The 14064-nt window shown below is 54.4% G+C and carries 8 protein-coding genes; all 8 read right to left on the bottom strand.

Features of this window, described 5'->3' with window-relative positions; translation table 11 throughout:
• Position 1: 1 nt before the first annotated feature.
• Positions 2–3565 (bottom strand): type VI secretion system membrane subunit TssM, encoded by a 3564-nt coding sequence (tssM, locus tag GO984_RS22995; RefSeq protein WP_157024874.1) that lies wholly within the window; start codon positions 3563–3565, stop codon positions 2–4.
• Positions 3562–4974: a type IVB secretion system protein IcmH/DotU gene (gene icmH, locus GO984_RS23000; protein WP_157024875.1), complete on the bottom strand. Its 1413-nt coding sequence runs from the start codon at positions 4972–4974 to the stop codon at positions 3562–3564. Before icmH ends, tssM begins: the two co-directional genes overlap by 4 nt.
• Positions 4975–4987: 13 nt before the next feature.
• The gene (gene tssK, locus GO984_RS23005) at positions 4988–6328 is read right to left on the bottom strand and encodes a type VI secretion system baseplate subunit TssK (RefSeq protein WP_167740490.1); all 1341 of its coding nucleotides are present in this window, start codon (positions 6326–6328) and stop codon (positions 4988–4990) included.
• 39 nt (positions 6329–6367) lie between these two features.
• Complete coding sequence (tagH, locus tag GO984_RS23010) at positions 6368–7879, bottom strand: type VI secretion system-associated FHA domain protein TagH (RefSeq protein WP_157024876.1); 1512 nt, start codon at positions 7877–7879, stop codon at positions 6368–6370.
• A gap of 8 nt (positions 7880–7887) precedes the next feature.
• A complete protein-coding gene (locus tag GO984_RS23015) occupies positions 7888–8187 on the bottom strand; it encodes a PAAR domain-containing protein (protein ID WP_138163468.1) in 300 nt (99 codons plus the stop codon).
• An 18-nt stretch (positions 8188–8205) separates the two neighbouring features.
• Positions 8206–8817 (bottom strand): DUF6931 family protein, encoded by a 612-nt coding sequence (locus GO984_RS23020; RefSeq protein ID WP_157024877.1) that lies wholly within the window; start codon positions 8815–8817, stop codon positions 8206–8208.
• 9 nt (positions 8818–8826) lie between these two features.
• The gene (locus GO984_RS23025; RefSeq protein WP_157024878.1) at positions 8827–10926 is read right to left on the bottom strand and encodes a type VI secretion system Vgr family protein; all 2100 of its coding nucleotides are present in this window, start codon (positions 10924–10926) and stop codon (positions 8827–8829) included.
• 63 nt (positions 10927–10989) lie between these two features.
• A partial coding sequence (locus GO984_RS23030) for a type VI secretion system contractile sheath domain-containing protein (protein ID WP_157024879.1) occupies positions 10990–14064 on the bottom strand: 3075 nt, incomplete at its 5' end.

Below are 14064 nucleotides of genomic sequence, written 5' to 3' on the forward strand. Positions count from 1 at the left end.
ATCACATCGACTTAGGGCAATTGAACTTTGCCATCGCTGGTAGCGCAAAGGGATTGATAACCGATCCCGACTGTAACTCGAACAACGCCAACCGACCTCCTACCCGGAAATTGACCCGGCGACGGTCAGATACATTGGTGCGCCGCACCTCGGCTGCATCCAAAAGGCGGAACCAGGCCCAGGGTCCATCCCGTGACATGGTGTTTTCATTATCACGTTTCTTGGGAGACAGCGTAATCCGTGCCAAGCCAACAGCCCCCGGCCAGGTCACAGCAACCGGAGTCGGCGAACCCGAGCGATGACCATAGGCAACCTTTGACCCATCAATTTCCAGCAAAACCTCTTTGGCTTTGGGGTCCAGTGCTTTGGGTGTGATCTGGAATTGAACAGCAGGCGTTGGTCCCGTAGCAAAAAAGGCGTCGCGAATTTCAGCCGCATATTGCATCTGAACCAGGACTGCCGGGCTGATCCCCAGATCGACATCATTGACCCGCTTCCAAGTCCAGGGACGAGTCCGAGTATCAACGTATTTTGCCAGGTTCTCGTTGAAAAACCCATCAATCAGCCCACCGGGTGAAAACAGCTTGGCAAAATCTGCCATTGCCACATCTGCCCGCGCCCGTCTGTTGAATGGATAACGATTGTCCAACGCCTGTGTGCAAAACGGTAGAACAGAGGCTTGCCATCGTGCATTGATCGATGCGCGGGTGCCTTCTGATGTGATGCCCGACGACCCTGTTGAAATCTGCGAGGCCCAACGCTGCACAGGACCGTCGACCCGAGAGGCAGATTGCTGAAACTGCAACAGCGCCTCACCACCTGTGGCGACACCACTAAACGACATCTTGTTCAGCTCTTGATAGACCAGTTGCAGCGTCACCATCAGGTCATCCAACTGCGAAGGCTGTCCTTCTGGGCGTTGCACCAGATTGTGTAGCCATTGGAACCGCTCTTGAACATAAGATCCGGGCGGTTTTGGAGGAACACCCCCAGAGTCGCCTGTGGATTTCACCAGCGCTTCCAGCAGAATTTGACCCTGGATGGACAGATTTGACCGTGCTTCGATTGCGGCAACCTGCGAGGCCCCACCGGACAGCGCCGAAGTATCCAGCGCCGCACGTTCCGTAGCGAGGCTAGTTTCTTTGGACACCTCGGTCAGAATATTGGTGATTGGCGACGTTGGTCCAGACAACACATTGGTAACCTCAACCGCATGACTAAGCGATTCAAGTGGGATGATATCCACATCCCCCAGTAGGGTGTCATAGCGAGTGATGTAATCGTTGTAATACAGATCCAACACATCTCGGCTTAGTGCCAGTAACGCAGCGTTGCTCTGCTCCTCCTCGCTACGTTGTCCCAACACCCAGGCTTCGCGTTGGACCCGTTCGGCAACACTGACAGCTTCTGGCAGGAAGACGTCGTGGAAGCCGTCATAAGTGAAAATTCCCTCAATACCCTCATTCAAGGGCTTGCCCGAACTCCGCACCAGCACGCGTTTGACAGAAGGACCACCAACTTCGGTAAGGCGCCATTTCGGTAGGCTGGTTGCAGTGTTGGAATTGATGATGCCGTTGTAAACACGCTGTGCCAGCGGCAGCTCGGACAACAGCCCTTGAACCTGTGCAATCAGCGGCCCGTTCAGTGCCACTTCCTCCATCGGCTGCGTCAAGAGCGCCGTCATATGATCCATTAAATCGTTGCGGAGCTGCGCACGCGCAATACCCGGATATGCCACCAGCTCCCAATCGAGCCGCATCCATTCCTTGACCAGATCTTGATTCATTGGCCCCTGAAGGCCCAGCATCAAATAGATCTTCAGAGCCTCATACAATAGATCAGGGTTGTTGATGTTGCCTGTGATCTGCTCCTCAAGGCGCACCAGCAACCTTGGCAGCAGTCGTTGGTTCAAAGCGGCGCGATATGTCTGCGCTGCCTGTGTGCCAACCACCTCGCCTTGATACAGCCCATAGGTCAATTCGCGTTCAGGTTTGGGGTCGGACAAAACCGGGTTGGCAGGCAGATCACGCAGCAAATTCAGCGCTGCAGCCACAGGGACCAGATCTGTATCCCCTATTGGACTGGGAGGCAGAGTTGCTGCGGCGGCTTGGTAGGCTTCAACTTGCTTTTCGGCTTCTTCAATTAAGTCAGAATTTTTGAGAAAAGAATTCACCCACAAGCTACCCGTGGCCAATGCAACCAGAATCGTAGCAGTGATTGCAATCCTCCGTGTCCAGCGATAGCGGCGTTCTACCTTGTCATCAGCGGACACCAGCCCCGCCTCTGGGAACATCACGCCTTCGAACAGTCGCGTCAAAAAGAACGACCGGCCTGTCCCCTGCCCTGTCCCAATCGCCTGACGACCAATGCCAAAGGTCTGCGCCATGCCAAGCATCAACCGGTCAATCGGCGTACCTTCCTGCGTACCCGAGGCAAAATAAATTCCGCGCAGCATCTGTCTTTGATCGTAGCGGTTATCCTGAAACACCTCGTTCAAGAAATCCCGCGCAACAGTCCGAACCGAAGCCACCTGAGCCGGAAAGCCTGCCACCAGCGCCCGGCGTTGATGATCTGTTTCGACCTGCATTTTTTCCAGCAGCTGCGCATTCAGTTGCCCTAGCAACAATGCAAATTCTTCATCAAACCGCGCAATTGGAGGCTCGTCTTTCTTGCCCTTAGGCAAAGGCAGAGTGAAACCCCACACCTGTTCGCGGTCTTCTTTGCCCAATATGTCGTGAAACTCACTGAACCCAGCAATCAAATCAGCCTTAGTGAACAATACATAAACCGGGAACCGAACACCCAGCTTCTCTCGCAGTTCCGACAGCCGCCGCCTTACCGCCTGAGCGTGACCTTTTTGGGTGATTTCATCTTGTAAAGACAAGTCTGACAGAGAAATCGCAACGATAGCCCCGTTGATCGGTTGCCGCTTGCGGTATTTCTTAAGCAACCCGAGAAATCCAATCCAGGCTGCATTGTCGGCCTCAGCATCGCTTTCCTGAGTGGTGTACCGGCCAGCGGTATCGATCAAGACTGCATCGTTAGTGAACCACCAATCGCAGTTTCGTGTGCCGCCTACCCCGCCAATGGCCGCTTTGCCCAATTTTTCAGCCAGCGGAAACTGCAACCCGGAATTGACAATAGCCGTGGTCTTGCCTGCACCTGGCGGGCCAATCATCACATACCAAGGCAAATCATTCAGATGGCGTCTGCCATTTTTGGACTTGCGCAGCTCAACCATCGCTAGTTTGAACTTGCCGCGCAGCTCGCCGATCTCCTCGGCCAGCATATCATCTTCGCTGGTATCGACCGACTCGGCAATTTCATCGGTCATCTCGCGGTCTTTGCGACGACGACGCCAGAAAATGAAGCCGATCAACAGCAGGAAAAAGATCCAGATCAGGACAATGGTGATAATCCGAGCTTTTTCGGTATCAAATGGACGCCATGTTTCGCCACCAATTAGCGGGGCAAAGTACCAGACACAGGCAGACAGAACCGCTGCAAAAATCAGTAACAACGAATAGATCGATTTGAACAGCGGTACGATATAACGGCGGATCATTGGTCACTCTCCTGCACCAGCAGTATTTCGATACGCCGATTGCGGGCGCGACCCTCGCGGGTACCATTATCTTCCAGCTGTTCTTTGTCAGCGCGGCCCTCTGCGGACAGACGGCTTGGATCAGTCAGAACCGCCGCCATACCCGCCATCACCGATTTAGCGCGCGCAAGCGACAGGTGCATATTCGACGGAAAGCGGGACGACCGGATTGGTACATTGTCCGAATGACCAACCACAATCAGTTTGCCTTTTTCTTCATTCAGAGCCAGCGCCAGACGGTCTATCCGAGGCACAAAATCGGCAGCGAGTTTGTCCGATCCCGACCCAAACATTCCAGACCCGGCCACCCGGATGATCAACGTGTTCCCCTTTTGGAAAACTTCGACAATACCTTCGCTAATTTCCGGTTCCAGAAATCCAGACACCTTAGCAATTTGGTCCTCAACGGTGGGCGGAGGTGGCGGCGGAGGTGGGGGTGGAGCGCGCCGTTCCAATTCGGCTACCGGCCCGGAATCTACAATGGACAGCTGACCAATCACCCGCTCTGTCTGGTTCGACAGGGCCCAGGACAAACCAACAAACTGCATCCCCAGCAACATTATGGTCACGGTTAATGCAATCCAGACCAATCGCCACGCCGACAAGGCTTTAAACGGTCTTTTCAGGCCTTCCCAATGTGGTGCAAGATCGCGTTCAACTGGCCCGCGTTGTGCCCGAATGATCCGCGCCAATGCCCCCCGGATTTGCATGTGTTTTTCCGGCCCGCCTTGTTCAACCCGCAGTCGGCCCTCAAATCCCAGCGACATGCACATATAGAGGAATTCCAACATATCGATATTGCTGCCCGGCTCTTTCTCCAACCGTGCCAACAAGTCATAAAAACGGTCACCGCCAACGGTTTCGCGGTGAAAAGTGCCAACCATCGACTGCAAACCCCAGCTGGACTGGCCTCCCCATGGGGTATTTAGCACCACATCATCCAGCGTTGCGCACATCGCATAGCGGGCAATTTTAACCGTCTGCGCGGCTATCCCGGCCTGCAGGGCACGGTTTTCAAACCCGCGCACCTCAGCCACAACACTTTGGCGGAGTTTATCCGGGTCCATGTGCTGGGCGCGGTTACGAATGCGGCTGATCAAAGCAAACAACGTTGACGCACAGGCCGTCAGTTGGTTCATCCCCGTCAAGGCCATCTGCGATGTTTTCCCAGATGTCGGCGCAGTCGCAGCGGACGGAGTCGGAGCAGCCTGAGGCACACCAAAGGCATCGCCGCCTGCAACTGGTGCCGGTGCTTCCGACATCATTGGCGAAGGTTGTGGCGTCGCAGTTCTACGACCCCCGGGATTGGGTCGGATGACCGTTTTATCGGTGTCATTCGGTTCCGCAAACGGGTCGTCGTGATCAGCCATGTATTATCCCCGTTTAAGTGTTGCGAATGGCCCAAAGTTCCATCTTCAGCCCCGGATATTGCCCCGACACATGCACAGCGATACCACCCGAGGTGGTCATCTTGCGCCAATAGGGACTGTCACCATCCATCTCAAAGTAAACCACACCAGCGTGGTAAGGTATTTGGCGCGGCGCCACTGGCAAAGGTCGCAGGGTGATCCCCGGCAGCGCCGAGTTGACCAGCTGGCGAATTTCCTCGACTGGACCAATTTTTGCCTGACCTGCAAAATGACGACGCACATCTTCCGCTGGGATGTCGGCGTTCACAGCCAGTACAAAACCTGCATTACCCAACAATTTGCGATCGGCAATGACCCCAACAGAAATGCCATATTTGCGCGCTTCCAGCGGGATAGAAATTGCCGTCTGTTCCAGCACAGAACTGAGGTATTGCCGCAGTGTGCGGATCAAAGGTGCATAACACGCGCTTAGATTGTCATGCGTGTAGGGTGGAAACTCTGGCACTTGTTTGTCGGTCGACATCAGCACTGACAACTCCCCTGCCAGCGCCGCGCAAGTGACAAATAGAGTCTCAGGGTGCAGATTTTCGATGTTTGCCATATGGCGCACCACCGGCAACATCCGGTTGACCACCATCAACAACATGAAATCTGAAACCTCGGCCGCCCCACGGGTTGTCCCCCCTTCGGCCAACCGGCCCGAGAGGGCCTCCATCCGATGTGCTAATAGCCCTTCCAGTTCGCGCAAAAAGCCGGAAAGTGCAGGCGCAGCTCTGATATCCATACAGGACGGAATATAGGCTTGATCAAGGATTATTTCCTTATCGGGGCGAACTTCGATAATGCGGGCGACGGGTACTGACAAGCGGTCGGCAAGATCGTCCACTTCAAGCGCGAACTGCAACCGCATCTTGCCCACATCCAGATCTACCGGCTTGCGTTCGCTGCTGGTAACATCGCTGACCTCTTGCTTAGACGGGCGCAAACGGCTCGCAGACATTTCTGCCCCGGACAGATCCACCTCAACAGCGCCCTGACGCCGTTGTGGTACGGTCAAATAGACCACGCAGTCTTTGATTGTTGTTGGCACTTCCAGTGCAGGCGGGTGCGGATCGGCCATAGGCACCCGAAACACTGTGCCATCATGTGTCAGGCCTTCACAGCTTTTTAGTGCAAACTGTCCAACTTTCAGGGCCTCATGGTCGATTTCCAGCCCATTTACACCCCAGGCATAGGGGCGCATCCGACGCGCCAACCCAGTCACCAAAGCCTCGGTATAGCGATCAGATTGCTGGAAATGATGCGGTTGCAAAAACAACCCCTCGGTCCAAAGCACTTTACTGTCCCAGGACACCTGGTTCTCCTCATTCTAGTTCGGCGTAATTGGCGCCGTTTATTCCTTTAGCCTGTCCAGCTGCTGCTTATAGGCACGCGAAAATTCGCGGCTGAACAAGTCATGAAAATCATTTTCTGCCTGGTCCGAAATCTCGGTATACAGTTGTTCATAGACATCCCAGTAGCGCGCCTTTTTGCCCTTAAGCAGCCCACCTAGCCCACTTTTTTTCTCGATCTGTGTTTCCAGTGTTTTGGGATCTAACCGTTTTAAAACACCTTTCAGCGCTGCTTCCATTCCGGTCAGCATTGCCACCTCATGGGCCTTAATATCGTTCAGCGCCTGTTCGGCCGCAGTTTCCGGACTCAGGTACCCCTTGGTGGCTGGGCGCACCATAGCCTCTATCGCTTGCTCCGGCGTGATAGAAAACTTAAGCGGATTGTTCCCCCCGGAAGATATCATTGTCTGCTCGATACGGAACTCTGACTTAATCGAGGCTCGGGTCATCAAAATTTCACGCAGCCCAGTAACAAGAGTACGCATTACTCGGCCCATACGCGCCAGTGCATTGTGATGGTCTTCGGCATCTAGCTTCAGATCTTCAATCCCTAAACCACGTAAGAAGGACTCGATCGCATCAGATTTTTCGGCACTGCTAGGCGGTGCTGGTGGGGATTTTGCTTCGGGTGGCTCGTCAAGCTCGACAGGTCGAGCCGCAGGCTGAAGCGTAATAGAATCATCCGGTGCAACCTCGAGTTCCGAGACGTCCTCTGGAAGGGCTTCCTCAATCAGAGATCCCGCTGCCGGTAGTTCCTCTGCTGGCGACGGTGCACTGGGGGGTAGTGTTGTTTCAGGTTGGGGATCAGCTTGTTCGCCAATACCGGACAAAAAGTCATCATCCCAGTCGTCAGGAATTGCTGCGGTAGACTGTGCCATTTGTGGCGCAAACGCGTCCTGCGCTGAAGGATTGTGGGTCGGCAGACTAGCGCCCTCCCCTTCCCGCCCATCAACAGGTTTTTGGAAAAATGGATCTTCTTCTTGCCCCATCGGCGGCAGCAATTCGTCAATAGGATCCACTGGGTTTATCTGCGACGGTCCGGTTGGTGTAGGTGTCCCCAAAAGATCATCCAGAAAATCTCCGCCAGGCCCAGCATCATCCAACAGTTTCATTGGGTCCGGCGCGTTTTCCGCCATTCCGTGTGAAGCAGAAGCCTGCGCAGCTGGGGCCGCGATCATATCGCCAACCTCCGCCAGCTCACTGCGGATCTCCACCACCATTTCATAATTGCCAACACATAATACATCCCCGTTGTTCAACGGGGTTGGCGTACGGCCTAACGGGATTTTGGAGTAGTTCAGGAAGGTGCCGTTTGAACTGAGATCAACCACAACCACATTGCCGTTGTGGTCCTCGATCACACAGTGATTGCGTGACAACAATTGGTCGGGATCGGGTAGCACCAAATCATTGCTGTCGCCACGCCCAACCGTCAGGCTGGGACCACGCATTGGAACTGGTGCGGCATCACCGGGAATGGTGCCCGAACTTTGGAATTTTAGTGTCACTGCCATTGGTGGCGTCATCCTCCAACCAAAACCGTGAACTCGCCTTTGACGATCATACCCCCGCAGGCGGCATTATCCATGATCCGTGCTGCAGGCAAACCGCAGATCAATACCGTCATTGACCCTTTGATAATGGGGTGCGGTGGCGCCGCGGTACACATATCCGTCAACCGTGCTGCAGGTAGCTTTCCGACTAGCACGGTAACAGCGCAAGGCGGCAGAATCGGTGTCGGCACTGGAAGCACCGGTGGAGGTGGAATCGACGGCAACATGCAGGCGTGCAGGTCCGATACGCGAGCTTGGGGCATTCCCATATCTTAACCTTCTCCTTGTTACGCTTGGTCGTCCATGGCATGAACTGGTTCCATCTGCCCATTACCGCCGCGCCCAATGTTCAGCGCGCGCTCAACCAGTACGCGGCCATGCTCTTCAAACTTATCAGACAATTCCGATAAGGCCACCATATTCATAGCAAAAGCCGCTGTTTCCGATGCCCCTGCCGGAGCAGGATATTGTTTCAAATCTCCCGGACCAAGGGTGCCGTCACTATACAGTACGGCCAGTGCACAATTCACCGTGTCATCGTCGACATAGGCATTGTCCAACGTGATCCGAGCCGCATCGCGGTTTTCTTCTGAAGGTTCATAAACCCAAGCCTCAGCAGCGGTTAACGACGGCGGATCTTTATCTGAACGCGGCCCAATGTAATCGCGTGCGGCCATACAGGCCCACCAGACCCGCTCACGTGGTGGCAACAGAATTGCCAATAACCTCAACAGATCCACCAGTGCACCTTTGTCGTTCAACTCTTTCAGCACCACAGAAGCCTCTGCCGTCGGCGGTGACTGAAGCGGGGTTTTCAACATAACATTGGCACGCGACAAAAGTTTTGCCACAGGGTCATCAGGCATTTTCACCAGGTCATTGAACATCATTGTCGTCATTCTTCCCACCTAGTTGATCATCGTCAGACCGCCCTTAAGGGTCAGCATGCCATCACCCTTGACAGTTGTCATCGGTGCCTTTGCTTCAACCATTCCAGAGCCTTCGATTTTGATCATTGGTCCTTTGATTGTCACCCCAGAATTATCGATCTTAATCGAAGATCCGCCAACCGTAAGTAAAATTTCAATGGCCGCTGTCATCTCGATTTTTCCAGAACTGACATCCACTGTCATGTTACCCGTTTTCACAGTGGTCGCATCATTCCCGGTAATGGTCTTGGTGTGCTTGCCTTCAATGGTCTGTGTCTTGTCAGTCTTGATCTCGATTTCCTGAGACCCCGTTTCGATGGTGAAGTAATGATCTCCTTCTAGCAACGTTTCCGTGACGTGCTGTTTAACCACTTTGCTTTCACAGCCGTCCTCGTCATGCGCTCCGGCATCAATCTCATCCAGACCTATTGTCACCACCGATTTATTCTTAACCAGTCTTTGGTGATCTTTTTGCGCCTGTACGCGCATCAACTCTGCGTCTTTTTTATCCTCGAACATCCATTCATTGTAACCGCCACCGCCTTTGGATGAGTTGGTTTTGAACCCCATCTGCGTCTGATTATCGGGGAGTGCGTAGGGCGGCATTGTATCTTTGTTGTACAACATGCCGGTGCAAATTGGCCGATCTGGGTCCCCTTCCTCAAACTGGATGACCACTTCTTGGCCCATGCGCGGCACCGCCACCATACCCCAGCCTTTGCCTGACCAGGGCGTCACCACACGCACAAAGCACGAAGATTTCTCATCATCTTCGCCTTCGCGATCCCAATGAAACTGCACCTTGATACGTCCATGTTCATCGGTCCAAATCTCTTCGCCACTTTGCCCCACAACCGTGGCAGTATGCAGCCCGGCAATTTCAGGCCAGGCGGTATTCAGTGGTGCGCGAAACTGATCTTGCTTGGGAATAGCTCCAAAAGTAGAGGCATAGGCATCGCCTTTCATTTCTTCCGGGAAGTCCATATTCTTGGCCTTCAGGTCATGGCGCATCTCTTTTCCATCAGGACCCTTCCTACGCCGACTCTCTCGCTCAGAAAAGTCGCTGGCCACCTGCAAATAGTGAACTGTATCCACCACCAAATACTCGGCATTTGCTTCGCGTTCAGGATGGTTTTTCAGTTTGAACGTATATCCCGTTCCCATAGTCCGCACACTTGTCGCACCCCGCCAGCGTTTATGCCGGATCGCTTCAGCTTCCATCCGGACCCGTGCCTGCGTGTTTCCCAACCCCGAATTTTTGCGATAATGGCCAGGATAGTCATAGACCTCGTAATCCTTGTGCGGGTGGGTCCCTTTTTCGATTTTGTTGTTGACCTTAAGATCCGCTGTAGGTGACAGGAAATCAAAATCGTTCAACGTTACCTTTCCTTTAGTCAGAACCTCTTCTTTGCCCCATTCGGCGACGTGGTCCTTGCGCCGTCGGTCCGCATCATCACGCGCATGAAATTCAACAGTCGAATTGCCGTTAATAGGGGAATGGCCACTAATGCCATCACAGAGAAGCAGTTTCTCGGGCGCGTTCTTATCGCTGGTGCTATCAAAGTAGTAATAGATTCCCTCCTCCTCCATCAGGCGGCAGAGAAAATCAAAATCGCTTTCCCGGTATTGCAGGCAATATTCGCGTTCTTCATAGCTGCCGCTTGTCCGGTCACGAAAATCGTTGAGCCCATATTCCCCAAAAAGCTGTTTGATGATGTCGAGCGCTGAAATGTTCTGAAACACCCGACAATCCTGTGTCCGGGTCAGCAGCCAGAACCATGGGCGCACTTCGGCGACGTAATGACCATACCCATCGCGCATCCCAAGGTTTTCAACCGAAATGCACAGGCCAGAAAACTTCTGATCAGTACCATCTTCGGTCTGCACATGCAGATTCATAGTATGGCCAACAATCTGATCCAGCTTCTCGGACTTGTTCTTAGACTGGAATTCGACCGTGGTTTCGGTCAGCTTGCTCAACCCCTCACGCACGATGGCGCGTTTCAACAGCAGTTCGCGAGCCTTGTAGCTACCTGACATCCAAACCAGGCTATGCTCATGTGGTTTACTTTCGGCCATGGCGCCTCCTTTCACCGGGGAAAACCGGGCGCAAAAAATATGTTAACTCATCAATCACTGACATCATAAATCATCCAATAAGGCGGCCAGGTCTTCATCCATGTCGCCGTCGTCATCGCCATCATCATCGCCAAAGCCGGCGAGAAGATCGTCCAGGTCGCCGTCATCGCCTCCCAGATCCAAATCGTCTAACCCCAGATCATCTTTATCATCCTCCTCCGCGTCCACAGACGCAACAGGCTTTGGATCCGGTGGTGAGGGTTTCGGCGCGGGCACCCCGGTCCAAGGGCCCAGAATTTCTCCTCCGGCAAGCGACGCAAAGGAGGTCAGACGGATTTCATCCCGCCCTTTGACCGAAGAAACAGCCATGAAACCACGCTCTTGTGCCAGCGCAATCTTATCCAAGTTGATGTTACGCTCTGTGCAGGGCAAGGCCACCTGATCGCCGTAACGATCATTGACATAGTGGAACGGAATCTCGCCCAGCGACATAATTTTCCCCAATCCCATCGAAGCGCCGTTTTGCTTGAAAGACCTCGCCAGAAGAATTGCCACCAGCACCACCGGATTGGCCCAAAGCATTCCACGCAGCCCTTCAGCCTCGGTGAACTCCTCAAATTCAAACTCGTAGATGGGTTCACTTTTGGTCCCATAAGGGCGGCGCAGCATAAACCGTGGAGATACCAGCCCCAGATGTCCTGCCTCTGCCATACCGCGCAGCGTATCCCAGGCCGACGCTACCAGGGCAGGCAGTTTGGCTTTTTCCGTATCCAGGAACCCGGGTGAAATACCTGCAAAGAATGGCGCATCAACATGCGCCGCAACCCGCGCAATCCGGCCCAACAGTTCAGCATGTGGCGGCGTTTCCTCAAACTGATACAGCCCGATCAACGCCGAATATCCGCCTCGGCCATTTTCCTCGTCCAGTGGTTCACCTGTCAGCAATCGAACAAACCCACTTTCTGTCAGGTCTTCGGCTGCAGCTAGATCGGCGGCAAGCTCTTCGGCGGAGATATCGTACAACATCACTTCCAGCGTGTCATCGACCTCAACCGAACGTGCGATCAGATCAAGCGAGCGCCACTGCCCCTCAAGAGACTGAAATTCGGGGTGATGCAACACCATACGCATCGCATCCGAGAGGGCCTCGTCCACCGCGCCAATCATCGCCGTCGCATCGGCATCCGGCAGCGCCCGAATATGCGGTCCAACCACACGGGCCAACAAATCCTGCACCGGCGAAGCCTGCCCCAGCTGATTTTCAGCATCTCCGATTAGCTGTTGAAAGGCGCTAAGGCGACGATCGGCTGGCACTGCATTACCACCGGATCGTGGCTTGGGTGGCTTGACGCGATTGCCATGCTTTTCACCCCATGCGCGCAGGGTCTTGGCCGCATGATCCGCCGTTACTCCGCTTTGCAATTGTTTGCGCAGCCCCACCAGTTCTGAAAACAACTCAACGTTTTCATACAACTCATCCGGATGCAGGTCGTCCAGCCCGCCCAGCTTAACAGCTATCCCAGTGCCATCTTTACCAATTGGCAACAGCAATTCAGTGGCAAAACTCTCGATGACATCTTCAACCGTATCCGGATCCAGTAGGATTGCGCGGCGGGCCGCCAGTGCGTCACCTGTTTCAATCTGCCCTTTGGCAGCGCGGCCTGAAAAATCCCCCAGAATTGCTAGCCGGAATCTCTTGCGCACCAGTTTTTGAGGCTCGGGTCTGTCGCCGCTAATTGTCCCGTAAGCGAGTTCCGGTTCCTCATTCTGGTTGGTCTCAGCAGTGGCGGCTTTGTTGGTGTCATCACCACTGTCCAAGTCCCCCAGCAGATCATCCAGATCACTGCCCCCGTCGTCGCTGACGTCATCCAATCCGCCAAGCAGATCGTCCAGATCACCGCCCTCATCGTCGCTAGCGTCATCCAATCCGCCAAGCAAATCGTCCAGATCACCGCCCTCATCGTCGCTGGCGTCATCCAATCCGCCAAGCAGATCATCCAGATTACCGCCCTCATCGTCGCTGGCGTCATCCAATCCACCAAGCAGATCATCAAGATCCATCTCGGCATCATCCTCTTCAGCACCTAACAGTGCATCCAAATCCGTGTCATCCTCCTCCAGATCCCCCAGCAAATCATCCAAATCACTTCCAGTGTCCTGCGCTTCCTCCGCCTCTGACGTAGCTTCTTCCTCCAATCCAGAAAACAACCCATCCAGATCGTCATCTTCATCGTCTTCAGCCAGATCCAGATCTCCCAACAAATCATCCAGCCCCAAAGCCGCGGAATCATCTTCACTATCGCTAGACGTGGGCTCATCCGATTCCACCGCAGTGTTTGTATCCTCAGCGTCAATATCAGCCAGAAGTGCGTCCAACCCGTCACCGTCAGTTGGTGTAGCTGGAGCCTCTTCCTCCGTTAGCCCACTTAGAACATCATCTAGATCCAATCCCTCCGAACCGTCCTCTTCAGGGGAATCCAATCCTTCCAACATATCTTCCAACGAATTTTCTTCCGGCGTAGTCTCGGCTGCCTCAGGCAAACTGCCCAACGCCTCAGCAACAGGATCAATTTTCTGCTCTTCAGGTACCACATCCAAATCGCCAAGTAGATCCGCCAGGTCATCTACTGGCGCGTCTGCATCATCCGCAGTCACCTCCAACGCCGCGAGGTCGCCGAGCACATCGGCGCTGTCGTCCTCTTCTGGTGCGCCGATCTCTACCGCAGCCAGACTGTCCAAAGCGTCCGACGCGGTGGTGTCTTCTTCCTCGGTCACCTCTAGCGCGGCGAGATCGCCGAGCACGTCGGCGCTGTCGTCCTCTTCTGGCGTGGCAACTTCCACTGCGGCCAAGCTTTCCAAGGCGTCCGACGCGGCAGTGTCTTCCTCGTCGGTTACCTCCAGCGCGGCGAGGTCGCCAAGCACATCGGCGCTGTCATCCTCTTCTGGCGTGTCGATCTCCACTGCGGCCAGACTGTCCAAAGCATTCGACGCGGTGGTGTCTTCTTCCTCAGTCACCTCCAGCGCGGCGAGATCGCCCAACACATCGGCGCTGTCGTCCTCCTCTGGCGTGTCGATCTCTACCGCAGCCAGACTGTCCAAAGCGTCCGACGCGGCGGTGTCTTCTTCCTCGGTCACCTC

The organism is Parasedimentitalea huanghaiensis, assembly GCF_009753675.1.
GTDB classification, from domain to species: Bacteria; Pseudomonadota; Alphaproteobacteria; order Rhodobacterales; family Rhodobacteraceae; genus Parasedimentitalea; species Parasedimentitalea huanghaiensis.